At 40.1% G+C, this 26,296-nt stretch carries 22 protein-coding genes; 10 read left to right on the forward strand and 12 right to left on the reverse strand.

All coding sequences use genetic code 11. From position 1 onward, the window contains the following. Window positions 1-107: 107 nt before the first annotated feature. Window positions 108-443, forward strand: coding sequence for a rhodanese-like domain-containing protein (locus tag CLW00_RS12700; protein WP_106134062.1), 336 nt, complete (start codon window positions 108-110; stop codon window positions 441-443). A 49-nt stretch (window positions 444-492) separates the two neighbouring features. Here CLW00_RS12700 and CLW00_RS12705 read toward each other — a convergent pair whose 3' ends face one another. Further along, a complete protein-coding gene (locus CLW00_RS12705) occupies window positions 493-2,931 on the reverse strand; it encodes a penicillin acylase family protein (protein WP_245917281.1) in 2,439 nt (812 codons plus the stop codon). A 152-nt stretch (window positions 2,932-3,083) separates the two neighbouring features. Between CLW00_RS12705 and CLW00_RS12710 the strand changes: the two genes are divergently transcribed. Further along, on the forward strand, window positions 3,084-3,494 hold the full coding sequence (locus CLW00_RS12710; RefSeq protein ID WP_106134063.1) for a Dabb family protein: 411 nt from the start codon (window positions 3,084-3,086) through the stop codon (window positions 3,492-3,494). 38 nt (window positions 3,495-3,532) lie between these two features. Here the strand turns inward: CLW00_RS12710 and CLW00_RS12715 are convergent, their stop codons facing one another. Then, window positions 3,533-3,943, reverse strand: coding sequence for a hypothetical protein (locus CLW00_RS12715; RefSeq protein WP_106134064.1), 411 nt, complete (start codon window positions 3,941-3,943; stop codon window positions 3,533-3,535). 132 nt (window positions 3,944-4,075) lie between these two features. Between CLW00_RS12715 and CLW00_RS12720 the strand changes: the two genes are divergently transcribed. Continuing rightward, complete coding sequence (locus CLW00_RS12720) at window positions 4,076-4,681, forward strand: alpha-ketoglutarate-dependent dioxygenase AlkB family protein (RefSeq protein ID WP_106134065.1); 606 nt, start codon at window positions 4,076-4,078, stop codon at window positions 4,679-4,681. Between the two features lie 157 nt (window positions 4,682-4,838). Here CLW00_RS12720 and msrA read toward each other — a convergent pair whose 3' ends face one another. Then, window positions 4,839-5,945 carry a peptide-methionine (S)-S-oxide reductase MsrA gene (gene msrA, locus CLW00_RS12725; RefSeq protein ID WP_106134066.1) on the reverse strand — a complete coding sequence of 369 codons (1,107 nt, stop codon included), beginning with the start codon at window positions 5,943-5,945 and terminating at the stop codon, window positions 4,839-4,841. A 277-nt stretch (window positions 5,946-6,222) separates the two neighbouring features. Between msrA and CLW00_RS12730 the strand changes: the two genes are divergently transcribed. From CLW00_RS12730 to CLW00_RS21755, 3 genes are all read left to right on the forward strand, one after another. Further along, entirely contained in the window at window positions 6,223-6,804 is a 582-nt protein-coding gene (locus CLW00_RS12730; RefSeq protein WP_106134067.1) for an outer membrane beta-barrel protein, read from the forward strand. 107 nt (window positions 6,805-6,911) lie between these two features. Beyond that, on the forward strand, window positions 6,912-9,620 hold the full coding sequence (locus tag CLW00_RS12735; protein WP_106134068.1) for a PQQ-dependent sugar dehydrogenase: 2,709 nt from the start codon (window positions 6,912-6,914) through the stop codon (window positions 9,618-9,620). A gap of 116 nt (window positions 9,621-9,736) precedes the next feature. After that, complete coding sequence (locus CLW00_RS21755) at window positions 9,737-11,872, forward strand: TonB-dependent receptor (protein ID WP_146131424.1); 2,136 nt, start codon at window positions 9,737-9,739, stop codon at window positions 11,870-11,872. 69 nt (window positions 11,873-11,941) lie between these two features. On the opposite strand, the gene CLW00_RS21685 is transcribed toward CLW00_RS21755, so the two are convergent. From CLW00_RS21685 to CLW00_RS12760, 4 genes are all read right to left on the reverse strand, one after another. Beyond that, window positions 11,942-12,193: a transcriptional regulator gene (locus CLW00_RS21685; protein WP_245917283.1), complete on the reverse strand. Its 252-nt coding sequence runs from the start codon at window positions 12,191-12,193 to the stop codon at window positions 11,942-11,944. 107 nt (window positions 12,194-12,300) lie between these two features. After that, complete coding sequence (locus CLW00_RS21690; protein ID WP_106134069.1) at window positions 12,301-12,621, reverse strand: Fic family protein; 321 nt, start codon at window positions 12,619-12,621, stop codon at window positions 12,301-12,303. 45 nt (window positions 12,622-12,666) lie between these two features. Beyond that, window positions 12,667-13,290, reverse strand: coding sequence for a virulence RhuM family protein (locus tag CLW00_RS21695; RefSeq protein ID WP_106134070.1), 624 nt, complete (start codon window positions 13,288-13,290; stop codon window positions 12,667-12,669). 475 nt (window positions 13,291-13,765) lie between these two features. Then, window positions 13,766-14,629, reverse strand: coding sequence for a dienelactone hydrolase family protein (locus CLW00_RS12760; RefSeq protein ID WP_106134071.1), 864 nt, complete (start codon window positions 14,627-14,629; stop codon window positions 13,766-13,768). A gap of 209 nt (window positions 14,630-14,838) precedes the next feature. On the opposite strand from CLW00_RS12760, the gene CLW00_RS12765 reads away from it, so the two are divergent. Together CLW00_RS12765 and CLW00_RS12770 are read left to right on the forward strand one after the other, a co-directional pair. After that, window positions 14,839-17,550 (forward strand): M14 family metallopeptidase, encoded by a 2,712-nt coding sequence (locus CLW00_RS12765; RefSeq protein WP_106134072.1) that lies wholly within the window; start codon window positions 14,839-14,841, stop codon window positions 17,548-17,550. A 110-nt stretch (window positions 17,551-17,660) separates the two neighbouring features. Continuing rightward, window positions 17,661-19,112: a PhoPQ-activated pathogenicity-related family protein gene (locus tag CLW00_RS12770; RefSeq protein WP_106134073.1), complete on the forward strand. Its 1,452-nt coding sequence runs from the start codon at window positions 17,661-17,663 to the stop codon at window positions 19,110-19,112. A gap of 69 nt (window positions 19,113-19,181) precedes the next feature. Here the strand turns inward: CLW00_RS12770 and CLW00_RS12775 are convergent, their stop codons facing one another. After that, complete coding sequence (locus tag CLW00_RS12775; protein ID WP_106134074.1) at window positions 19,182-20,027, reverse strand: OmpA family protein; 846 nt, start codon at window positions 20,025-20,027, stop codon at window positions 19,182-19,184. A 130-nt stretch (window positions 20,028-20,157) separates the two neighbouring features. Between CLW00_RS12775 and CLW00_RS12780 the strand changes: the two genes are divergently transcribed. Further along, entirely contained in the window at window positions 20,158-21,288 is a 1,131-nt protein-coding gene (locus CLW00_RS12780) for an aldose epimerase family protein (RefSeq protein ID WP_106134075.1), read from the forward strand. A 565-nt stretch (window positions 21,289-21,853) separates the two neighbouring features. On the opposite strand, the gene CLW00_RS12785 is transcribed toward CLW00_RS12780, so the two are convergent. From CLW00_RS12785 to CLW00_RS12795, 3 genes are read right to left on the reverse strand one after another with little or no spacing between them, the layout of a single operon-like run. Next, the gene (locus tag CLW00_RS12785; RefSeq protein WP_106134244.1) at window positions 21,854-23,254 is read right to left on the reverse strand and encodes an NAD(P)(+) transhydrogenase (Re/Si-specific) subunit beta; all 1,401 of its coding nucleotides are present in this window, start codon (window positions 23,252-23,254) and stop codon (window positions 21,854-21,856) included. Continuing rightward, window positions 23,254-23,571 carry an NAD(P) transhydrogenase subunit alpha part 2 gene (locus CLW00_RS12790; RefSeq protein WP_106134076.1) on the reverse strand — a complete coding sequence of 106 codons (318 nt, stop codon included), beginning with the start codon at window positions 23,569-23,571 and terminating at the stop codon, window positions 23,254-23,256. Before CLW00_RS12790 ends, CLW00_RS12785 begins: the two co-directional genes overlap by 1 nt. Window positions 23,572-23,573: 2 nt before the next feature. Beyond that, window positions 23,574-24,698, reverse strand: coding sequence for a Re/Si-specific NAD(P)(+) transhydrogenase subunit alpha (locus CLW00_RS12795; protein ID WP_106134077.1), 1,125 nt, complete (start codon window positions 24,696-24,698; stop codon window positions 23,574-23,576). 227 nt (window positions 24,699-24,925) lie between these two features. Between CLW00_RS12795 and CLW00_RS12800 the strand changes: the two genes are divergently transcribed. Next, window positions 24,926-25,687 carry a polysaccharide deacetylase family protein gene (locus tag CLW00_RS12800; protein ID WP_106134078.1) on the forward strand — a complete coding sequence of 254 codons (762 nt, stop codon included), beginning with the start codon at window positions 24,926-24,928 and terminating at the stop codon, window positions 25,685-25,687. Here CLW00_RS12800 and CLW00_RS12805 read toward each other — a convergent pair whose 3' ends face one another. Next, window positions 25,688-25,918, reverse strand: coding sequence for a hypothetical protein (locus CLW00_RS12805; protein ID WP_106134079.1), 231 nt, complete (start codon window positions 25,916-25,918; stop codon window positions 25,688-25,690). Between the last annotated feature and the right edge of the window lie 378 nt (window positions 25,919-26,296).

Genomic DNA, 26,296 nt, shown 5'->3' on the forward strand with positions numbered 1-26,296 from the left:
GTTACACTTCGATTTCTATCGTATTTCTATTTCAACCCCTATGTGAGTTTGGTTACTTTCTTTGACTAAGCCACATACTACATTTGTATCAGACAAAACCAAAAACCATGTTTGATTTCTTTAGAACAAAACCAAAAAAATATACAGACCTCAAAGCTGAGGAATTTAAGACAGGAATGACTGCGAAGGATGCAGTAATCATTGATGTGAGAACAGCCGGTGAATTTCAATCTGAAAAAATAAAAGGCGCTAGAAACATTGACCTTATGGGAAAAGGTTTTCAAGCCCAACTGATGAACTTACCGAAAGAGAAGAAATACTACATCTATTGTAGAAGTGGCAACAGAAGTGGACAGGCTTGTGATGTAATGGCGGATATGGGTTTCGAACAAACCTTTAATTTGCAAGGTGGTGTTATGCGTTGGCCATTTGAGTTGGTATAACCTGATATCAAAAAAAACCAGCTTGGAACATTCCAAGCTGGTTTTTTTATTACTTAGGTTGAAGTTGGGTTTTCTCAAAAGCACTTTCGAGCACCTTTTCTTTTGAATACGGAACTGTGAAATATTCATCAGCAGCCCATTTTGAAAAAAGGTTGTTGTAAAAAGGACTTTCCGGATTGCCTGATTGTCCGGGAGTATTGATTCCCTTGGTTTTTTCCCAATCTCCAGTATCTACGATTATCCTGAATGAAGCGCCTGAGGTATTGTTGTTTCCATAAGCATTGGCAGCAGGAGTGAAGCTGTATCCTCCTCTTGGAACAGGTCCCATATCCAGTTTTTCTTGCCATTCCTTGGATAATGAAGCACTAAGCGGATGACGATGCCATGCATGCTTATAATTAGCTTGTCCATATTGCCATTTGCTTTGATCATCCCCGTGTTTTTTCCTTAGCTCGCTGATGGCTTCCCTGAAACTTTCTTTTAGAATTTCGTCTCTTTGTTTGTGCCCGTTGGATTCAAAAATCAATTCAGGGTCTTCTGTCCATTGGATTACCCGAGTCATTCTCAATGCCCCGAAGTCTTGATGGACTTCTTCCGGTACGATGGCATTTTTGAAATGCTCCCTGAGTTTTCTTTCCCACATGATATAAATACCTGCCGGAATACTATTAGGTTCAAGGCGAAAATCCCATCCCTTCAGCCTTTCCTGCGCTTGATTGAGTTCGGTTTCCTGAAAGCTCAAATCCAAGAGAAATGGGACCATTTCTCTTGCAGGAATAGCCAGGTAGTCATTTTGCAAATCCCCCATTTCTTCGAGAGTAAACTTTTTATCTTGGTGGAGGACCTCTCTTACGCGTATGCCTCTAAAAGCATCTGCCCACTCATATCCAATAGCATGTGGCAAAGGGTAATCAGTTGGAGTTACATTTTCATTGGCTGAAGCAAATACTCCAGTAGATGGATTGGTAAGATTTGGCCTGTCTTTAATAGGTAAATAACCCTCCCAATCCATGCTGCCATCGCCTAGCGAGGGTAGCAGGCCAGAGTGATTTTTTCTAAGGGGAGTGATACCCGTGGCTTGCCAACCGATGTTTCCGTCTTTGTCTGCCCAGATCATATTTTCCGCTGGAATATGGTTATAAGAGCATGCTTCTCTGAATTCCTCCCAACTTTGGCTTTGGTCCATTCTCAAGCTGGCTAAGTATGGCGCTCCTCCTGGTTCTAGCCACGCACATTCAACAGCAACAGCCTTTTTCAATTCTTCATCTATGAATGTGACTGGTCCATGAACAGTGTAGTAATGTGTGACAATTTCATCCTTTTTCCCTTTGACCTTTATGGTGTCTTGGATTTGAAGCATGTCTTTCCATTGGCCTTTATAAAAATACCTATGGGGATTTTCTGGATGGATATCATAAACCCGCATGTCTTCGTTGTCAGTTTCAAAGATTGTCAGTCCCCATGCCCCTTGGCCATTGTGGCCGATCGAAACCCCCGGAATAGTGGGTTCTCCTGCTCCAATCACATTCCATCCCGGCGCATGCAGGTGAACCCAATACCTCAACGAGGGAACTGCATGTAGGCGGTGCGGGTCATTGGCCATAACAGGAAAGCCGCTTGCCGTTTTCTTTCCTGAAAGAATCCAGTTATTGCTTCCAATGTCAAACTTCTCAAAGACTTGATGGCTTTCCGATTCAGATTGCTGAACAGCCAATTTTTTGGAGAAATCCTCATCTGTATTTCTGAATGCGGTAATGATATCCTCTGGATGGAATTCTAATCCTTTTCTAAAAGCATCATATGGGGATAAAAGATCCTTGAACAATAACTCTTGAGGGATCCCATCAGGTAAGGTAAGATCAGGTTCATTTGGATGGAAGTAATATAGTTTCTTGGCAAGTTTGGGACCCAAACTACTGACTACTCTGGCATATTTAAGTTCATCTTGGACATTTTCCAGAAGCCCTTGATGTCTTGAGATCACCACTTCCCAAGTCCAATATTCCGGCAATATATCCAATGCTTTGAATTCAAAAGGCAACAATTCAGGTTGCTCCCTTACTTCTTTTATGTGGGCATTGATTCCTTTTACAAAAGCATCCACGATCAGTTCTCCATTGGGATGATAGTGAGAAAGTTCGGTCTTTTTATCTCCACGAAACTTGAATAACCTCAGGCCTTTGTCTCTATCCACTTCTTTTGGACCTAAAATTTCTGCAGCAGTACCGGTAGCCCTTCTTCGCCAAACCTCAAACTGGAATAGGCGATCTTTTGCTGCCAAATATCCTTGGGAAAAAAAGAGGTCATGTTCATTTTGGGCATAAATATGGTTGATGCCGTTTTGATCTCTTATCACTTCAACTTCTTCTTGAAGTCCTTCAAGTTGTAGATTTTGTGAAAAAGCTGATACTGAGACAAAAACCGACAGCATGAGAAAAAATGAGGAAATATAGAATTCAATGGATTTATTAAAACAGGGCATGGTCATGGCTTTATAGTTTATTGATCTATCTATCCGCTAAAGCGAGTAAGGGATTTAATTTCGTGTTTTTTAGCACTCGCTTATCGAAAATTGTACAAGCGGTCAAATCCTCTTCTGATATTTTTGCAATTTGCTTCCCAAACCTATCAAAACATGAAATGAGGAAATTAGCGCTTTATGCAGGACTCGCTGTTTTAATGACTGCCTGCCAACCTTCTGAAATGAAGGAAGAAAAAATTATCGAAAAAGAAATAGTAAAAATGGACAATGCCCTTAGGCACGTAGTGCTTTTCAAGTTTAAGGATGAAACTTCAGAGGAAGACATCCAAACTGTAGTAGATGCTTTTTTGGAACTTCCGGACAAAATTGATGAAATCAAAGCAATAGAGTGGGGAACCAATAATAGTCCTGAAGGTCTTGATCAAGGATTTACCCATTGTTTTTTTCTGACTTTTGCTTCTGAAGAAGACAGAGACGCATACCTGCCTCATCCTGACCACAAGGCTTTTGGTGCAGTGCTTGGGCCTCATCTGGACAAAGTACTGGTAGTTGATTACTGGGCAAAGTGATCAAAAAAGGCAATCTGCAAGGATTGCCTTTTATTGTTTTAATTGGTTGTGGCTGGTATTTCATTATTTCTCTTCGGTGCGGCGTTGTCTATTTCGACCACTTCATAGACTACATATTTGCTGGCTCCTCTCCATGGAAGTTTACCCAAATATTCCTTATACCGTAGTTCTACAAATTTACCACTAGCCCTTTCCAATTGTTGGGCCACTTCATCTCCGATGGCACTGAACCGAAACTCGTTGCTCTGCAGGGCTCCTGCCTGAGGGCTCTGAAATCCATCCTGAACCAATCTGCCCTCATAAGTTTTGAATACGATCCCCTTTTTTTCGAAGTAATTCAAACTACCTCCCTTTATCCCTTCACTAAAGACGAAGAAATAGTTCCAGTAAATAAAACCTGCCAAGAATACTATAAGGACTGCAAGGCCTATTTTTACAAATTTTTTCATATGAATTAAGAATAAGGATGGTTAAAAATTGTCTTGGTTTTTATGCTCATTGAATTTGCTATTATACTGCGAATAAACCAAAGGTAATCTCAGATATTCCAAACTTAGTGCCTAATTTGTAGTTTTAGAGCTATGAATTTATTTCCGATCTCATTCCAGCAAAACCTTCTCCCTTATGATGGCGAACTCTATTACTATCCTGATTTTATTGGGGAGGATCAAGGGTTTACAATTTTTGAAAGACTGAAAGATGAGATCCAATGGAAGCAAGAACCGATTATGATCTTTGGAAAAAAAGTAATGCAACCCCGCTTAACGGCTCTATATGGAGATCCACAAATACCTTATGGTTATTCAGGAATTATGATGGAGCCCAACTCTTGGACGGATTTATTGCTAGAGATCAAATTGAAAATTGAAGAGGTTGCAAGAATTAAATTCACCCATGTTTTACTCAATTATTACCGCGATGGAGTCGATAGTATGGGATGGCATAGAGATAATGAAAAAGAGTTGGGTAAAAATCCAACCATAGGGTCTGTAAGCTTCGGTGCTGTGAGAGACTTTCAGTTTAGACATTATATCAGTAAATCAGACAAACTCAATATTCCATTGCAAAATGGGTCATTTCTGTTGATGTCAGGAAGTACCCAACACCACTGGGAGCATCAGTTGCCTAAGAGGAAAAAGATTAGCGGAGGCAGGATAAACCTGACCTTCCGCAAAATTATTGGTTGATATTTCGGTGAGTTCGTAATTGAACCAGTATGTAAGTAGTAAGATTAATATATTTAAATAGATATTAGTTGATATTAGATATTTATTGATATTGGTTCCGCAACAATTGTAAAACGTTTAGGTCATGTTTTTAGCAATGTAGCCGATATTCATAAAATTAATCTTCCAAAACCCAAAGCCAGTCGCCATACCCTTCAGCCTCCATATCCTTTTTGTTGATGAACTTCATGGCTGCAGAATTCATACAGTACCTGAGGTTGGTTGGATTTGGGCCATCATTAAAAACATGTCCGACATGTGATTCACCTAATTTACTTCTTACTTCTACTCTTGTCATTCCGTAAGCTGTATCTATTGGTTTCTCAAGAAGCCTTGCGTCAATGGGCTTGGTAAAACTTGGCCATCCTGAATATGATTCGTATTTGTCATGGGAGCTAAACAGTGGAGCTCCTGAAACAATGCACACATAGATTCCCTCTTCCTTATTGCCATTGTAAGCATTGTCAAATGCTCTTTCAGTTTCTTCATGCATGGTTACATTGTACTGTAAGGTCGTAAGGTTCTTTTTCAAATCAGCATCTGAGGGCTTTTGGTATTTTTCCTGGCTTTTGTCAGGCCAATGTTTGGCTATAAAAGCATCCCTTCCCGAACCTTTACGGTAAGCATAGTATTCAGAGGGATTCTTTTGGTAGTAATCCTGATGATATTCTTCTGCGGGATAAAAATTGCTGAATTTGAGCACAGGAGTAACAATTGGTTTTTCGAATATTCCCGCTTTGTCAAGTTTTTGGATTGAATTTTCAGCAACTTCTTTTTGTGTTTTGTCATGAAAAAAGACTGCTGAAGTATATTGAAATCCCCTGTCATAAAAAGAGCCCCCATCATCTGTAGGGTCAAACTGCTGCCAGAAAATGTCCAAGATTTCCGAATAACTGATCACGTCAGGATCAAAAGTGACCTGTACAGCTTCTCTATGGCTTGTTTTTCCTGAAGCCACATCTTCGTAGGTGGGATTTTTTTCTTTTCCACCCGAATATCCCGAAACTACAGCAAGTACGCCGTCTATTCCTTCAAATGGAGCTTCAATACACCAAAAGCAGCCACCTGCAAAAGTAGCCAATGCTTTTTTACCGGGATAATTTTCTAAGTCAACCGGTATTTTTTCCGTCTGATAATTTCCGTTTTCAGCTTTTGAACAGGAAATTATGCTCAAACATAAAACCTGAAGAATTGCCAATAAGAAGATTTTTTTAGCTGTTTTCATATAAGTATTACCAATTGAAGATTAATTTGTTTTTTGGGGCATGGTTTTAGATAATTGCATTCCTAGTTGGGAGAAGATTATTTGATTTATTTATGCCTATATAATTTCATCAAACGCTATCATCTTCCACCTACGATAGTTAACACCAAAATAGATGTTGCTGTTCTGCCAAGCAATGTTAGAAAAACTTAAATTAATAATATGAAGTATTTTTAACTCATCTAAAATGGGTTTGAGAGAACTCAGTTAAAGTTTTTACCAACAAAACCAACAAATTATGAAGACTACCCTTAAAGCAATTTTAATCGTTTTTGGCTTCTCGTGCATCTTCTTGGGATCTGCTGAGGCCCAAGTAGGTTCCGGGTTTGGAATCAAAGGAAGCTTGAATTACAACTCCAACGGAAGATACTTCAAAGATGCTCAAGCCATTTGGGGAAATCCTTGGGATAATCTTGGATATAACTTAGGAGTGTTTGGAAAACTTGACTTAGGACCTGTTTACCTTCGGCCAGAGCTGGGGTACACCAACATACAATCAGAAATAAACAATACAAAAGTCACCACCCAAAGGCTTGATGCTCCAGTGCTGGTAGGCTTAAATTTGTTAGGTTCAATGGTTTCAGTATTTGGAGGTCCGACTTTTCACTACTATATGCAGGACGGTTTGAGGGACTTTGATTACAATAAGTACAATGCCGGCTATCAATTTGGCGTGGGCTTGAATTTCGGAAGTCTTGGCTTAGACCTGAGGTATGAAAGAGTAATGGAAGGGCAGTCAGTTTTGATAGACGATGTATTTACAGGTAACGGTGATTTTGTATTTCAACAATTACTATTGGGATTGTCCTTGAAATTTTAAGGTAATAACTTTTCCGTTAATCAAATCCTCTGTCCAGCAGGGGATTTTTTTGTTTTAATGGCATTTAATTTTTTACCTTAAATGGGCCAAAAATAACCTATTGAAATATGCCATCTAAATCAACCATTATCCTTTGCTTTCTTTTACTGTTAATTTCTGTTTGGTCTTGCCGGGAACCTGAGAAATTTGTTGATGAAAAGCCTGATGAAACGAGATTCACCAAGATCACTTTGATTGAAAAACTCGATGAGCCTATGGAGATTGAAGTATTGTCTGATGGGAGGATTATTTTTATAGAAAGAAAGGGCAAAATCAAAATGTATGAGCCTGAGAAAGGCAGTGCAAAAGATATTGGTTTTATAGATGTTTTCTATGAAAGTGAGGACGGACTATTGGGACTTGCCAAAGATCCAGGATTTGAGACAAACCAATGGATATACCTTTATTATTCACCTGTTGGGGACAATCATATCAACCGCCTTTCGAGGTTTACGCTTCTCAATGACATGGTGGATATGGAATCAGAAATAATCATGCTGGAAATACCCCAGTTTCGCGGCTGTTGTCATAGCGGGGGCTCTATTGAATTTGACAGTAAAGGTAATCTGTTTCTGTCCTTGGGAGATGATACCACGCCATTTGAGTCTGACAATTACAATCCAATAGATGAAAGGGCAGGTAGACCTGGAAATGTAGACGCACAAAGAAGTTCAGCCAACACCAACGATCTGAGAGGGGCGATTTTGAGGATTACTCCACAGGCAGATGGTACTTACACCATCCCCGAAGGAAACCTTTTTCCGAAAGGAACTCCAAAAACAAAACCAGAAATTTATGTCATGGGCAATAGAAACCCTTTCCGTATTTCTGTTGATCAAATAAATGGTAACCTTTATTGGGGGGAAGTAGGACCTGATGCACATCAGGACAGTTTGAAAAGAGGACCTAGAGGCTATGATGAAGTCAATCAAGCAAAAGAAGCAGGGTTTTTTGGATGGCCGTATTTGATCGCAGATAATCAAGCCTATTGGCATTATGATTTTGAAAAACAGGAGAGCAATTTTGAATATGATCCTGCCAAACCAGTAAACAATTCTCCTAATAATACAGGATTGGTTGAGCTGCCAGCCGCTCAGCCTGCGTTTATATGGTATCCATATGCTACTTCCGAGGTGTTCCCTGAACTCAGAGAAGGTGGAAGAAATGCCATGGCAGGGCCTGTATACTATCCTGATTTATTTGAGCAATCAGATGTGAAATTTCCCCGGTATTATGAAGGGAAGCTTTTTATTTACGATTGGATGAGGAGTTGGATTTTCACGGTGACCATGGACGAAAATCATGATTTTGTCTCCATGGAGGAGTTTATGCCATCTACTGTTTTTGACAAGCCTATAGACATGCAATTTGGTCCTGACGGATCATTATATGTATTGGAATATGGGACTTATTGGAGTGCTCAAAATGATGATTCGGGAATATATAAAATAGAGTTCAGTGCAGGTAACAGAAAGCCGATTGCAAAAGCTAAAGCTGATAAAACCCAAGGAGCGGCACCAATGCAAGTGCAATTTTCAGGTAAAGAAAGTTTTGATTTCGATGAAAAAGATGTCTTGACCTATGAGTGGGATTTTTATGGTGATGGGTCAGCACTCAGTGAAAAAAAGGATCCTGTTTTTACCTATCCGGAACCCGGTAGATATAAGGCAATTTTGAAGGTGAAGGATAAAGAAGGACTTGAAGCTAGGTCAGAAATTGAAATTCAAGTGGGAAATGAGCCCCCAGTCATAGAGGTGGATTGGTCATACAACAGAAGTTTCTATAGGGGAAATCCCCAGGTAGCTTATGCCATAAATGTAAAAGATCAAGAGGACGGTGAATTGGGAGAAGGTATAGGTGAAAATGAGGTGCAAGTAAATTTCAACTATCTGGCGGAGGGATTTGACAGGGTAGAAGCCAGTATGGGGCATCAAGAAGAAAATCCACTTCAGGTAATTGGAATGAACCTGACGGTAAAAAGTGGTTGCAATGCTTGTCATGCCTTAAAAGATGCTTCAGTAGGCCCTAGCTATACTGATATTGCACTGGAATATGAAGGAAAGGATGATGCGGCTACTTATTTGCAGCAAAAAATTATCAACGGGGGTTCGGGGGTTTGGGGAGAAAGGCTGATGCCATCACATGCACATGTGGAGGAAAGTAGCATTGTGCAAATGGTTGATTACATCCTTTCCATGTCTCCCAATAAGCAAACTACAAGCAAGCAGTCTCTACCAACAAAAGGGGCAGTGAATTTTGAAAGCCATCAACAAAGTGATTTTCATGGTACCTATATCTTTACGGTAAGTTATAGAGATAAGGGAGCTAATAATATAGATCCGATTTTAAGACGTGAACAAATGATTTTAAGAAGTCCTTTGGTATTGGCAGCGGATGCAGATGAATTTGGTGGAACTGCCAAGGCAAACAATCAAGGCTCTAGGTTAGTGAAATTTACAGAAGAAAATTCCTATATCAAGTTTGAGGAAATAGACCTCAGAGATATTGGGAAACTTGTATTGTCCATAGACCCTAATAAAAGAATTGGATGGATAGAAGTCAGAACAGGAGGAGTTGATGGAGAATTAATTGGGAAAACTCCAATCCTAAGCAATGAACTCAGACCGAAAAATCATCAGGGGAAGTGGTTCGATGTAGAAGTTGAACTTCAGGGGTCTAAAGGTTATCATGATCTTTACCTGATATTCAAAACTGAAACGGGAGTGGATATTTGGAATTCCTTTTTGTTGAATACAGTGTATTTTGGCAGAAAATAACCAATCATCAAAGTCCTGTTCTAAAAAACCATTTCTACTCGTGAGGAATGGTTTTTTTGTATATTTTCGCGCTTCAATAAACAATAAATCTCCCCACCTATTAACCAGAATAGTAAATGAAGCTTACAATCAAATGTTTGGCTGCGGTATTTTTTTCTGTAAGCAGCTATTTAGTATCACAGGCACAGACACAAGAAAGGCAACTAGATGAAGTGATCGTGACTGCTCAAAAGCAGGAAGAAAACCAACAAGAAGTGCCGGTATCTATATCATCTCTTACCGATAAAGATATTAGGCAATTTAGGTTATGGAACAACAGAGACCTGAGCGGAGTATTCCCCAATTTTTACGCAGCCCATTCTGGAGATGGCAGGACGGTTAACAGTATCCGTGGGATTTCAACGACTTCTTACGATCCTGCAGTTGCCACTTATATAGATGGAGTGATCCAATTTGATTTGGATACCTACATCAACCCACTATTGGATGTGGAAAGGATTGAAGTTTTGAGGGGGCCACAGGGGACTTTGTATGGCCGAAATGCAATGGGTGGAGTAATCAATATCATCACCAAAAAGCCAAGTAATGAAACCAAAGGCTTTTTTGGGCTCGACTTCGGAAACTACAAACTTGGAAGGTATTCGATGGGAGTGCAGACTCCTTTGATTAAGGACAAACTGTTTTTAGGAGTATCGGGCTTGTACGAAACACATGGAGGTTTCTATACTAACGATTTTTTTGGAAACAACTTTGATAGAAGAAGTACTTTTCTTGGAAATTATAACTTAAGGTATTTGGCCAGCAATAAGTGGTCGATGACCTTAAATGTTAAAAATAATCATAATAGAAATGATGGGGCTTTTCCTTTGGCGGGTTCCATTTCTCAAGCTTTGGAAAACCCTTTTGTGCTGAATCAGAATAGCCCTGCAAGGATGAGGGATGATATTTTCAATGCTTCTTTGAACATTGAGTATACAGGTGAAAATATCAATTTCAGTTCGCAGACAGCTTATCAGGAAAACTACAGGATTTACGAAGGGGAATTGGATGGAGACTTTTCGCCACTTGATATTGTCAATATTTTCAATGACTATGGAAGAGACTGGAATAGGGTGAGCGTATGGACACAGGAAATGAAGATTTCTTCTGCTAGGGATTCAGAGTCAAAATTCTCTTGGTTGACGGGAGTTTTTGGTTTTATCCAAGATGAACCTGTCAAGCAGGCTACCAACTTTGGAGCTGATGGGCCTGTCTTTGGCGCACCTGCCAATGCCAGTTCAATATTGACCAATATTGGCAATAACAGAGGTTTTGCATGGTTTGGGAGTGCAACATACCAGTTGACAGACAAATTTGATGTCAACCTTGGAATGAGGTATGATATTGAAAGAAGAGAATTGAGGGGCTTTGGAGAATTTCAGGCACAGGGAATGCCAGCACCTATTGTTGTGCAGCCAGAAATCAGTGCCTCAGCCAATTTCAGTGCCTTTTCACCTAAAGCGGTGTTGTCCTATAAGCTCAATCAAGAGCAGCTGTTGTTTGCCTCATTTGCTAGGGGATTCCGAGCAGGAGGGTTGACACCAATAAGTTCAGATCCCTCAGAATCACCACTTCAGTCCTTTGATCCGGAGTTTAGCAACAACTTTGAGGTGGGGATGAAAAACGACTTCTTGAACAATACCTTAAGGTGGAATGTGAGTGCGTTTTTTACAACAGTAGACAATATTCAAGTGCCACAGTTGGTTTTCCCGGATGCGATTGTGATTACCAGAAATGAAGGCCAGTTGACAAGTAAGGGACTGGAGTCTGAATTGACAGCTCTGGTTGGCAATAACTTCACTTTCGGTTGGAATGCAGGCATTACAGATGCCAGGTTCACCACTTTGGATTTAGCCGCAGGAGAGGAGAATACGGATTATAGCGGAAATAGGCAGTTGTTTACACCAAACTTTACATCTTTGGCTTTGGCTCAATATCAGAAAGTGTTGAATTCAGAAAAAGAGATTTCCCTATTATTGAGGGCAGAATGGCAGTACATTGGAGAAACCTTCTTTGACCTTCCCAATACCCTCAGTCAGGACCCATACCAGCTGTTTAATGCCAGGGTAGGGCTTAATGTGAGGAATATTGAACTAGGCTTATGGATGAGGAATATCACCAATACCCGTTATGTAGCCTATGCTTACAACTTTGGTGCAGCACATTTGGGAGAACCAGCGACTTTCGGGTTTTCGGGAAGATTAAACTTCTAAAAATGGATTATAAAAATTAATAAAAAAGAGAAACTGACTTAGGTTGGTTTCTCTTTTTTATTTGGGCTTTTATGATTTAGCATGTCTTTTGGCTTCTTCTAAAATGTCGCTTATAGTGTTATTGGATAAACCACTTTTCTCGCCTTTTATTAACTCTTTCCTCAAACACTTTATTTCTCTTTCATACTTTTCTATAAGTGTGACCAAGAGCTCGGCTTCCATCCCTTCAGGACTATCTGGGGTAAAGTCAAAAATTACGGAAAGCCTATTCAATGCCTTTTCATATTCTTGTTCTGTGGAGATAATTTTATCCCATTTCATGTGTTTATAATTTGTTTTTTAATGGTCACCCCGATTAGTCGGGGCAGGCTATGGAATATCGCCTGTAGGATAAATTCTTTTGTGTGTCGCCTGACTTATGCTCGATTTCATATATACGATTGGATTTTACGGTTTCTATTTAGTACACTTATGACCAATTTTTTAACAGTATCCATTTCATCGGGCTTGCTTGATGCTATAAACAAGGTTAAGCTTGCCAATGCATCATTACTTATGATAGAGTTTTTCTCACTGTCGTAAAGAAGGCAGTTTACCTGTAAAAAGAGGAGAAAGCATGCTGCAGCAATTCTTTTGTTTCCATCTACAAAGGCATGGTTCTTCACAATCAGGTATAGAAGTGTAGCCGCCTTTTCCTCAAGGCTAGGGTAAAAGTCCTCATCATCAAATCCTTTACTGATCTGCGAAATAGCACTTTCAAAACTACCGTCTTTTTCTTTACCAAATACACCTGATTAAAAATCCGACTTCATAGCGAATATGACCTTCTTATAATCTTCAAGTTCTGGGAATTTTGCTCGAGTTTTGGTTAGTCCTTTTTTATCTAAATTTTCGTGATCATAATCATCTAATAACTCTAGGCCTTTTGCAAAGTGATGAAGCCAATCTAAATTTTGGTCGTCAGCTTTCTGATCAATGACCCTGCTCAGAATTCGAATTCCATCTTTTAAAGTTTCAACTTCATGCTGTTTTTGTTTCAGTCTTTTTTCATTGATGGCATAACCCTTCACTAAATACTCTTTAAGTTGCTGTGTTGCCCATTGACGAAACTGGGTACCTTGTTTTGAGTTAACCCGGTAATCTACAGATAAAATAAGATCTAGATTATAAAATTCAACTTCTCTCTCTACCCTTCTTTTACCTTCTGTTTGAACTGTTGCATTTTTTGCAACAGTTGACTTTTTATCTAATTCTCCTTCACGATAAATGTTTTTAATATGTCTAGAAATAACAGATTTGTCTCTCTGAAACAATTCCGAAATCTGTAATAAAGACAACCAAAAAGTTTCACCCTCAAATCTTACTTCTATCTGAGTCTGACCATCATTACCTTGATAAATTTCGATTTGGTTATTCATCTAGCTAATTCTCTAACAATAGATACATATTTGATTTCGTTATTTTCCATTGCGAAAACTAATTGAGTTTTATTGATTTTACTTCAATCTTAATACCTGCTCCTTAAAAACCCTCTCAAACTTGGGTAAATTCTCTATAAAGAATTGGTTCATTTGATTCTTTTAATCTATAAAGTTTAAAAACCAATTCATTGATTTGGTCAAATAGTCTGATTAATTTCCCTATCAAGACCTCAATTTGGGTTCTGACGAGTTTAACTCTTAAAAACACCTAATTTAAGACATGTAGAAGTTTAAAAATTTTGTGAATCAACATATCGGAAAATCAGGGTTTAAAACTTCCATCAAATTGGGCCTTTTAGTCTTAAAATCCAACATAACTTTAGCCATAGGAAAAAATTGTCTGACACCCTATGTCAAAAAAAATACCATGCCTATTGACAAGAGCATGGTATAATTGGAAGGGATAGCATCCTCAATTAAACTTATCCTGCAAATAGGACAATGCCATCAAATAAGCTTCCTTGGTGGCCTCTTCATCATGTCTGGGATTGGAAGGGTTTGCAAATCCATGAACAGCATCAAAGATTTTATATTCCAATTCTTTACCTGCTTGATCCATTGCGGACGCAAATTCTTCAATCACTTCTTTAGAAATGTTTTGTTCAGTAGCAAAAAGTCCCAATACATCGGAATTGAGGTTTCTCAATCTTTCTACTTCCCTGATAGGCATGCCGTAGTAGATGATAGAACCAATGTTCTGATCTCCCAATAAGAGGGCGGACTTCAGCGACCAGGCGCCACCGAAACACCAACCTACATTGGCGATTTTAGCAGCTGATCCGGCAAAGTTTTTACCTGCCATGACAATATTTTCCAGCCTGTCTTCACTGGTGGATCGCATAAAGTTACCAGCTTCCTGGGGATTGGAGGTGACATTTCCGTCATACATATCCAAGGCAAGCACATTGACTTTTCCTCCAAGATCATTGTAAAAACGGTCAGATTCTTCTTTGATATTATCATTCAACCCCCACCATTCCTGGTAGACAAATAGCCACTGATCTGATGCTTCTTTGGCCCGGATCAGGTAGCCGCTTGCCTCTTTGCCGTCAGAAGCTGGAAAGGTGACCATTTCACCTAGTCCTTCAAAATCAAAAGGAACCGGTGAAGGGTGAAACGCTACAAAAGCGGGGTCATCCAAAAATGCAATCATTTCTGAAGGGCCAGTATGGCAAATAGTGATTTGATCAGACTGGACCTGAGTTTCAGTGGTGCTTACCCACCAGCCAAAAAGACCAACGAGTAAAAAGCTGATGTAAATTAAAAGTTTATGCATAGGAGTGTTTGTTTTTTAAAGAGACAACTTAGGTGAATCCCTTCTGGTTTTAGATCTAATGAATTTAAGGCAATTATTCCATAAGTGGAAGTCCTTTTATATGGGCTATTATTTTCCACCAATCAAACTGTTTTCTTTCCGATTAAAAGGAGAATTTTGTTTGATAAGCATGCAAGGTGTATTTTAGACGGAAACTAAAACTATTCATCATGCGAAAACTTTACTTCATGTGGGCTTTGGCTTTCCTTATTTTTGCCGGAAATGCTGTAGCTCAGAATGTCCCTACACCAAAGGAACACTTTGGTTTTGAAATAGGGGATGATTATATGCTTGCTACGTATACGGCAACTGATGCCTATTTTAGAAAAGTAGCGGAATCATCCGACAGGGTCAAATTCGTGGAAGTCGGCCCCACAGCAGAGGGTCGACAGATGCCGATGCTGATCATTACTTCACCTGCAAATCATGCCAATCTCGATAAGTATAAGGAAATCTCCCAAAAAATGGGCAGGGCTGAAATTTCTGAAGATGAAGCTGAAGCGCTTGCCAAAGAAGGTAAGGCTGTAGTTTGGATTGATGGGGGTTTGCATTCAACCGAAACAGTAGGTTCCCACCAATTGATCCCAACTTTATATGAATTGGCTACCAGCAATGATGCTGAGATTTTGAGGTTTTTGGATGACTTGGTGATCTTAATGCTTCAAACCAATCCTGACGGACAGGAAATCGTGACTGATTGGTACATGAGCAGAGAAGATCAGACCAAAAGAGATATGAGGACGCCTTACATGTATCACAAGTATGTAGGGCATGACAATAACAGGGACTTTTTTATGAACAACATGGATGAGTCTACCAATATTTCTTTACAACAATATGTAGAGTGGTTGCCACAGATTATTTTCAACCATCACCAGACTTCTCCAGCAGGAACAATAGTAGCTGGACCTCCTTACAGAGATCCTTTCAACCATGTTTTTGATCCATTGATTATGACTAGTTTGGATGGTGTCGGTGCTGCAATGATCAATAGGTTAAACAAGGAGGGAAAACCAGGTTATACCCGCCTAGGAGGTTCTGTATTCTCTTCTTGGTGGAACGGTGGATTGAGAACGACTCCTTATTTTCACAATATGATTGGGATTTTGACGGAAATCACTGGAGGTCCTACTCCTTCAGAAATTCCATTGGTACCGGAAAGATTGATTCCTACACATGCTACTCCCTTCCCAGTTGAACCACAATCATGGAACTTTAAGAAATCTATAGATTATTCTGTATCAATGAATTTTGCTGTTTTGGATTTTGCCAGCCGAAATTCAGATGCCTTGTTGCTCAATATTTATCAAATGGGTAAAAACAGCATTGACCGTGGAAACATGGATCATTGGACCAAGTATCCAAAAAGATCTGCAGCAGTACAGCAAGCTTTTGAAGATGCTAAGGAAAAAAGAGCAGCTGATGATCCTGAAATGGCATATTATGGTATGAGAAGTGGTCTTCCGGTAGAGTATTTTGGAAAGGTCTTTGAAGATCCTGAGTTGAGAGATCCAAGAGGATTTATTGTTCCTTCAGACCAGGCTGATTTTCAGACTGCGATACGTTTTGCAAATGCCTTGATCAAGTCTGGTATCCAAGTCCACAAGGCTTCGGATGCATTCACCGTGAATGGCAAGCAATACCCAAAAGGTTCTCTGGTATTTAAATCAGCACAGGCTTTCAGACCTCATCTTTTGGACATGTTTGAGCCACAAGATCACCCTAATGATTTTGAATTCCCTGGAGGCCCTCCAAAAAGACCTTATGATGCAGCTGGCTGGACTTTGGCTTTCCAAATGGGTATAGAATTTGACCGTATATTGGATGAGTTTGATGGTCCTTTTGAAGCTTTGCCATTGGGCGAAGTATTGGGTTTTGCACCAGCTACCGTTCCTGGTGGTTCGGGAGTATTGATAGATGTAAGGGGTAATAATTCTTACATCGCAGTAAATGAGCTTTTAAAAGGTGGAGCGAATGTAGCCCGCACCACGGTTGAGGCGTCTGGTATGCCGGTAGGAAGCTTTTATGTTTCTGGAAGTAAATCCATTCTGGAAAAAGCAGCAAAGGAATATGGTGTCAAGATGGTATCGGCTTCAAAGCCTTCCAATACTGTCAGCATCAAGCCGGCAAGAGTGGCCCTTTTTGATCACTATGGAGGTTCAATGCCTTCTGGTTGGGTAAGGTGGATGTTGGAGCAATATCAATTCCCTTTCCAAGTAGTCTATCCTAAGGATATCGATGGGGGTAACCTCAATTCCAAATATGATGTGATTTTATTTATCGGACCTGGTGCACCGGGAACAGTCAGAAGTTGGGGAGGAATGCCAACCGAAGAAGATATACCTCAGGAATACCACAAATTGTTGGGCAGTCTTAGCAAAGACAAGTCTGTTCCTGAATTGAAAAAGTTTATGGAAGCTGGTGGAAAGGTGGTAGCTGTTGGAGCTAGTACTTCACTGGCATTTGACCTAGGACTTCCTGTAAGCAATGCCTTGGTAGAAAAACTGCCTAATGGCACCGAAAAACCACTGGGTGGAGATAAGTATTATATTCCTGGAAGTATTCTGAAAGCCAACGTAGACACCAACCATGCAGCCAACTGGGGTATGGGTGATTCGGCGAATATGGTGTTCAACAACTCTCCAGTATTTACTTTGGCTCCTGATGCAATGATGAATGGTGTCAAACCTCTTGCTTGGTTTGGTACTGAGTCTCCTTTGGTTTCCGGTTGGGCATGGGGTGAATCTTACCTGAAAAACGGTGTGGTTGCATTTGAAGCTCCTATTGGAAAAGGAAAGCTTTATGCTTTTGGACCTGAAATCACATTCAGGGCACAGGCACACAATACCTTCAAACTCCTTTTCAATCAATTATATAAATAATTTGATAGTACAATCAATATAAGAGCGACCATGAAAATGGTCGCTTTTTTTATGCATGTAATTTTCAAAAGGATTGATTAAATTAACAGCTTAACCCAAAAACCAATCATATGAAAAACAACATTCTTCGGTTGAATTTTTACAGCATATTGATCCTGTCCAGTATGATACTGTTCTGGAATTGTGCCCCTAAAGGAGATGTAGAGGTAGCCGAAACTACAGATGCTGCTGTCCATCCCTTATGGGATTATGTACATGCAGATGATCCTGATTTTAGTTATGAGATAGTCCACAATGAAGACATGGGAGATTACCACTACGCTGTGGTCAGGATGGTATCACAAAACTGGCTGACCGAAGAGGTGGTAGATAAGACAGAATGGTGGCATTGGATATCCATGGTGGTACCCAAAAACACTCCTCATTCCACGGGGATGATGTGGATAGGTGGGGGTAGCCAAAATACCAAGCTTCCTGAAAAACCAGACCAATTGATATTAGAAGCAGCTATCAAGACCAATTCTGTAGTGGCCACCATTCATAATGTGCCTTTTCAACCCTTGGTTTTTGCCAATGATACTTTTGGCGAGCGTTATGAGGATGCCATCATAGCCTATGGGTGGAGGAAGTTTATGGAGGGAGGAGCCAAAGATGAGGATGCTCATTGGCTGGCACGATTCCCAATGACTAAGGCAGTCAAATTGGCAATGGATGTGGTCACAGAGGTAGCATCCAATGAATATGAAAAAGAGGTGGCCAATTATATGGTAGCAGGTGCTTCCAAAAGAGGTTGGACTACTTGGACTATAGCTGCTGTGGATGATAGGGTAGTGGCTATGGCACCCGTGGTGATTGACCTGTTGAATGTGGAAGAATCATTCAAGCACCATTGGAAAAACTACGGTTACTGGGCACCCGCAGTGGGAGATTATGTAAGGGAAGAGGTTATGGAGTGGCAGGGAAGCAAGGAGTACAATAGGTTAAATGAATTGGTAGAACCGTATTCTTTCCTGGATGAATACAAGGATATTCCAAAACTACTTATCAACGCTGCCGGCGATGAATTTTTCCAGCCTGACAGCTGGAAATTTTACTGGGATGATCTAAAAGGGGAAAAACACGTGCAGTATGTCCCTAACTATGGCCACGACTTGACTGAGTCTGATGCTTTACCCAACTTGATTTCCTTTTATGCGTCAATCCTGAATGAAAACCCAAGACCAAAATATGATTGGAAAATTGAAGGGGACAGAATAATTGTAAGTACAGACCCCAATCAGAAACCCTCTTCCATCAAACTTTGGAAAGCCACCAATCCTGAGGAAAGGAATTTTATGATTGATCGGTTTGGACCTCATTGGACTTCCAGCGAGATCATTATTAATGAAAGCGGTAGGTATGAGGTCGAAATGGAAGCGCCTGAAAATGGGTTCACAGCTTATTTTGTAGAAATTACTTACCCAGGTCAGACACCAATCAAAGTTACCACTGGCATTGATATCCTACCAAGAGCTTACCCTTTTGAAGAATATGTATCAGAAAACCCTAAGGGAAGTAAATAAAAAAAATGCCTCTCCCGTGAGTCTGGAGAGGCATTGATGAAAAAATCAATCAGCAAAACAATAGTTTTTCTATTCAATCATTGCGAAGAATTTATCCAAATCAGGAATGATCACAATTCTGGTCCTTCTATTTTTGGCCATATTTTCTGCACTGTCATTGTCCACTAAAGGGATATAACTGGCTCTTCCTGCTGCAATCAGTTTCTCAGGAGATACGTTGTAATTGTTCTGTAACATCCTCACAATAGATGTGGCTCTTTTTACACTCAAGTCCCAATTGTCCTGCAATACACCTGTATTGATGCTTCTTGGGTCGGTGTGACCTTCTATCATCACTTCTACAGAAGGTTCAGAATTGATAAGCTCAGCCAGTCTTTCCAACAGATTTTCAGCATTTCTATGTACCCTGTAACTTCCTGTGTTGAAAAGTAACCTGTCAGACACAGTGATCATGACCACAGTTTTGTCAATGTCAATTTCAATGTCGTCATCTTGTTCCAAAGTACCATCAGAAATTGATTTTTTCAGATTGTAAGAGACAGCTAGGTTTACGCTATCTTCCATTGTCCTGGCATTGGCCAATTTGTCCGGGTCTACCTTGGCAAGGGTAGCCTTAAGTTTTTCTCTGGTGTTGTTCGACATTGGAGTTTTGCCTGAAAGGTCAAATTTGGTGTCGTTGTCGTCTTTCAGGGAATTGATACGGGCATTGTACTCCGCTACTCGAGCTTCTATTCTTCCAACTTTGTCTTCAAGGATTCTTTTTTCAGCTTCTACAGCTTCTTTTTCCATCCTTGTCTCGGCCAGGTTGGCTTCTGTTTTGAACAAATCATTTTGCAGCTCGGTGTATTTTTTCTTAGATACACAGGATGCAGTCAATGTAGCTGCCACGATAGATAATAAGATGATCTTTTTCATATAGTATAGTTGGTATTTTAGACTACTTAGCCAAAAATGAAGCCATCAGAAAAGCAAATGTATTTTTGCTCCTATAAATGGCCAGATTTTCAAGTATTTAGTCTTATTTTACCTAATAAACTCTTCAATTATGAAAAATCTGTTCACCTTATTGACGGTAATAGTGCTGGGAAACTTGATTTCTTGCCAATCACCTAAAGAAAATGCGACTATGGAAGTGATGTCATTTGATATACAAGTGAAAAATATCAAAATGGGAGAGCATGATGCTTTTGTCTACCATCTTAAAAATAGTAATGGTATGGAAGTCGAGCTTACCAACTACGGCGCAATACTTTCCAAGATCCTTGTCCCTGATCGTGAGGGGAATTCCCAAAACATAATGCTCACTTACGAAAAGGTGGAAGACTTTATCAATGATACTTACTTTTTTGGCGCTACGGCAGGACGCTATGCCAATAGGATTGCCAAAGGGAAATTTGAATTGGATGGTGAGGAATTTCAATTGGCAACCAATAATGGGGAGAACCACCTCCATGGTGGGCTTAAAGGTTTCAACAGGCAATTATGGGACGGCGAAGTGATAGACGGATTGGAAAATGAAATTGGCATCAGAATGCGTTATGTGAGTGAGGATGGTGAAGAAGGTTACCCTGGCACTTTGACCACTACTATTGAATTTATCTTGGGAAAAGACAACAGGCTAAAGATTAATATGGAAGCCGAAACAGATAAAGTCACTATTGTCAACCTGACCCATCATGGTTATTTCAACCTGAGTAATATGGAAGAGAATATCTTGAATCACGAAGTGCAGCTATTTGTAGCGTATTTTACCCCTGTAGATCAGGGCCTGATTCCGACGGGAGAGTTGAAGTCTGTTGAGGGTACTCCTTTTGACTTTAGAGAGCCAAGAAAAGTAGGTGAACGTATAGAGGATACCGGTGCGGGTTATGATCATAATTTTGTGGTATCCGAAGTGCATGATGGAGAGCTTCGCAAAATGGCTGAAGTTTACCATGAAGGGACAGGTAGATTGATGCGGGTTTTCTCAACCAAGCCAGGCGTGCAGTTTTATACGGGAAATTTCTTAGATGGCAAACAAACTACCCAAGGCGTGACTTATTCCAAAAACTATGGATTCTGTCTGGAACCTCAGTTTTTTCCAAATTCACCAAATGAACCTTCATTTCCTTCAGCAAGACTTGAACCCGGGGATACCTACAGGCATGAAATTGTGTATGAGTTTGATTTGAAATAGGATTTAGGTTTTTCATATTTTACAATTCTACCAGTAGGCAATCAGTGTCATATTTTATATCCATTCCGAATTGATTGATATTGGATATCGGTGGATATTTTCTGTAATGGCTCTATTATTTTAAATGTTGACCAAAAAATCTGGAATTATAAAAGACCTACCGATCAATCGGTAAGTCTTTTTTTTTGTGAGCTAATTTGGGAATTGCTTATTCTAATTTCAATCTGTCACGTCTTGAAATTGCTTGACACTTTTTTTATTGTTTTTAATATCGTTCGTACCATACCTACGGCAGGAAATCCTACGGTACTTTGAAAACACACACTTACTATTTAAACCCAGCAATAAATTACCGGGCTATTAAATCTGTCATGCCGATGGCATTTGGCTTCTCGCTTCTTCCGCCGCCGTGAGTGTCCGCACTCACTGCACCAAAATTCCTATTACCAATCTTCCATTATTACAGGACATGTCACCCCCCTCTTGGTTATTGTTTCTTGCCTCTTGCTTCTAATCTCTCGTCTCTCGCTTCTACCCCGATAGCGGGGCTCGCTTCTCTTCTCCACTAAACATCCTTTACTTCTGAAGCAAGCTTCTGCAATGAGTCTTTTGCGTCTCCAAACAGCATTCTGGTTTTTGGATAGAAAAACAATTCATTTTCAATTCCTGCATAGCCCGAACTCATTCCTCTTTTCATGATGATTACATTTTTGGCTTGATCTACTTCTAGGATAGGCATCCCATAAATAGGGGAGGCAGGGTCATTTTTGGCAGCAGGGTTGACAACATCATTGGCGCCTATAACTACAACGACATCAGTATTGGCCAGTTTTGGATTGATTTCCTCCATTTCCTGCATCCTTTCATAAGGGACATCAGCTTCAGCAAGTAAGACATTCATATGGCCAGGCATCCTTCCTGCCACAGGGTGGATGGCGTAATTGACTTCTACACCTTTTTCTTCCAGAAGTTTTTCTAATTCGTGACAGATATGCTGTGCTTGGGCTACAGCCAAGCCATACCCAGGTACGATCACTACAGATTGAGAGTAGGAAAGCAAAACAGCTGTATCGGAAATACTGATTTCCCTTACCGTTTGGTCTGAATCTCCAGATTTGCTACTAGTAGCAGTACTTCCTCCAAAGGCCCCTAAAAGCACATTGGTCAAAGACCTGTTCATGGCCTTACACATCAGAATAGTCAGGATGGTTCCGGCAGAACCGACCAATATACCTCCTGTGAGCATGGCTTTGTTGTCGTACAAAAAGCCACCAAATGCTGCAGCTATACCTGTGAAAGAATTCAACAGTGAAATAACTACAGGCATATCGGCTCCTCCAATTGGCATGACGAAGAGTATGCCGTATATCAATGCAACTCCAAGAAGAACATAGAATAATACTGGATCTGATCCAGCGAACATTTGATAAGCGATCAAACCTGTTACCGTTAGCAAAAGCAACATATTGACTGCCTGATTCATAGGAAGCACCTTATCTTTGATTTTACCCTCTAATTTGCCGTAGGCAATCATTGAACCAGAAAAGGAAACTGACCCGATCAACAAGCCAAGGAGCATGACCAACAATTCCCCATCAAATCCAGTAATTTCGGCATGTTGATGGTGTTGGAATTCAATGATGGCGATCAAGGCCGCACATGCGCCCCCCATACCATTGAAAAATGACACCATCTGTGGCATTGCTGTCATTTGTACCTTTTTGGCCATTATGGTCCCGATGATGGTACCTATTACCAGACCAAGAAATATCAATCCATAATTGAGTCCTTTACCGGCATCAAAGTCTTGGTACAAAACCAAGGTCGCCAATACGGCAATCCCCATTCCTGCAGCGGCAAGTAAATTTCCCTTCCTTGCGGAATCAGGATGACTGAGCATTTTGAGCCCGAGGATAAAGGTCAATGAAGCTATCAGGTAGCTTATTTCTAATATGTTCAGGCTGATCATGATTTTTTAGGTTTTTTCTTAAACATCTCCAACATCCTGTCAGTGACTACAAAACCGCCAATGACATTTAAAGTACCCACGATAACTGCCAAAAATCCCACCACCAAAGCAAGGTAGTTGTCAGGTGAAGCTTGAAGCATCACGATGATGGCACCGACCACCACTACTCCGTGAATGGCATTTGCTCCAGACATCAAGGGGGTATGGAGAATTGCAGGTACATTGGAAATTACTTCCACTCCCAAGAGAATGGCTAAAATCAGAAAATACACCATTTCCATATTGGTGCCTATGTAATTCAATATTGCTTCCATGGTTATGAGTTTTGCATTTGGACAATTCGAGGACTGACAGCTTGGCCATCATGACAGACACAGGTACCTGTGACTATATCATCTTCGAAATTAAGGTTGAGGTTCCCGTCTTTGATGATCAGTTTGAGGAAATTGAGGTAGTTTTTCCCATACATTTTACTGGCATCCTGAGGCATTTTAGCGGCAAGGTTTTCTATCCCCACTATGCGAACTCCATTGATGTTGACGGTTTGGTCAGGTTGTGAAAGTGCACAGTTGCCTCCGGAAGAAGCGGCAAGATCAATCACCACAGAACCGGGTTTCATTGCCCTTACAGTTCTTTCTTCTACCAATAGGGGTGCTTTTCTTCCAGGGATTTGTGCAGTAGTGATAATTACATCAGCTTTTAGGGCATGCTCATGAATCGTGTCTTTCTGTTTTTGGAGATACTCCGCTGACTGTTCAACAGCATATCCACCGGCTCCTTTGTCTTCTGTAGCACCTTCTACATCTACAAATTTGGCTCCTAATGATAATACTTCTTCTTTGGCAGCCTGCCTTACATCAAAGGCAAAAACAGAGGCTCCCAGCCTTCTGGCTGTAGCAATGGCCTGCAAGCCTGCAACCCCTGCACCCAATATCAAAACCCTAGATGGTGTAATGCTTCCAGCAGCTGTCATAAACATGGGGAAAAACCGTGGTAAGAGGTCTGCAGCCATCAAAACAGCTTTGTAACCAGTCACTGTGGCCATAGAAGACAGTACGTCCATGGACTGAGCCCTTGTAGTACGAGGGACAAGCTCCATGCTGAAAGCAGTCCTCTTTTGATCTATCAAGAGCTTGGTAAGGTCAGGGTTGTAGAGGGCGTTGAGTTGGCCCATAATTACAGCTGAGGGTTTGGTCAAGGCAATTTCTTCAGGGCTGAGGGGCTGTATACCTATCAGGACATCTGCTTGCCGGAGCAATTCGTCTCGGCTTTTGATACTTGCACCAACATCTTGGTAGGTGTTGTCTTCTGCGTAGGCAGTGGAACCGGCATCAGCTTCTATGCAAACTTCAGTGTTCCAAGACAGCAAAGTTTTGACAGCCTCGGGGAGCATGGATACCCTTGATTCTCCCTGTGGTTCTTTAAGAATTCCAATAATCATGATTTGGAGGTAGGTTGGGAAATTTTATTTCTGAAAATCGCTTGAAGTCCTAAACTATTAAAAACTTTTCAAAAAGAAAGGCATTTTTATAATGGAAGACGCATATCAGAGCAAATTTTTATAATTAAGCTAACTTTGTAACAAATGTTTAATGATTTCTATAAAAACCAAATTTTATCAAATTGAACTCCGAATTTTATTTCGTAAAAACAGGAATTGCAAACAGTATGAAAAGCGGGATTATCGTATTCTTTTTGATGTTCAATTTCACTATACTTTCTGCTCAAGTTCAAAGAGAGTATGGTGGGATTGTAAGGGGAGATGTTTCGGGAAAAAAACTCAGCCTTGTTTTTACAGGTCATGAATATGCTGAAGGAGCTGATTTTATTTTGGAGTCCTTAAAAAAGGGAAACATCAAAGCTTCATTTTTCCTGACCGGAGATTTTTTGCGCAATCCCGAATTTGAAATGTTGGTCATGCGTATGGTAGAGGACAGACACTACGTTGGTCCCCACAGTGATAAACATTTACTTTATGCTTCATGGGAGGATAGGGAAGAATTGCTGATTGATAAAAATACATTTCTAAAAGATTTGAAGCATAATATTGATGCCATTGAGCTTTTTGGCATTCCAAGGTCGGAGATCACTTTTTTTCTACCTCCTTATGAATGGTACAATGATTCGATCTCTAAATGGACAACCGAATCAGGCTTAGAATTAATAAATTTTAGCAGTGGAACCCGAAGCCATGCTGATTATACTGATCCTTCGATGCCCAATTACATCAGTTCCCGAGATATATTAAGGGGAATCATGGACTATGAAAAATCATCTTCCACAGGTATGAATGGTTTTATTTTACTGGTGCACCTTGGAGTTGGTGAAAAAAGAGAAGATAAGTTTTACTACTTCTTACCTGAGTTGATCCAATTTTTGCGAGATAAGGAATATACTATGGTAGATTTGGAAGAAATGCTCAAAGAATAACTATTTGTCTGACTTTGACAATTGAAGGTTAAATTCCAAGGGACTACAAGTTTTGAAACCATCGACTTCTAAATCGTCAAAAATCTCTTCATCAAATTCCATTTCGGTTTTTTCAACCCTGCCATCAGGATGAATGATCAACTCAGTTCCTGTCAGACCATCATGGTTGACCTTGACTAAAACCTGATAATCCTCGAATGTCTGTTTGAAGTATTTTGCAATGTTATTCATGTTGACTTTTTCCTCAAATTTATCATTAATAAATGATTAATTAAACCCTTAGCGGCTTTTGCTTCTTTGCAACTACAGCAATACACAGAAACAAACAATTATTTCATCACCAATTCAATTTGGAAAATAGTATCTATGAGTAGCTAAAATCAATGAATATCTGAATCTAAAGTATTTCGTGTCAAAATTTGACTGGCATCGCAAAGAAAGTAATCAGGCACATTAAATTGACCATTCAAATCATTACTGAATAATTTTTGAAAATTATGTTTTGTTAAATGGAATGCATTTTTAACTTTGTCGCATCGTAAAAAAAATGAAAACAATTCAAGCAAAATATTGGTGGTGGCATTCAACTTCTAAAACGGAAGAACCAAT

This window comes from Mongoliibacter ruber (assembly GCF_003003005.1).
GTDB lineage: Bacteria > Bacteroidota > Bacteroidia > Cytophagales > Cyclobacteriaceae > Mongoliibacter > Mongoliibacter ruber.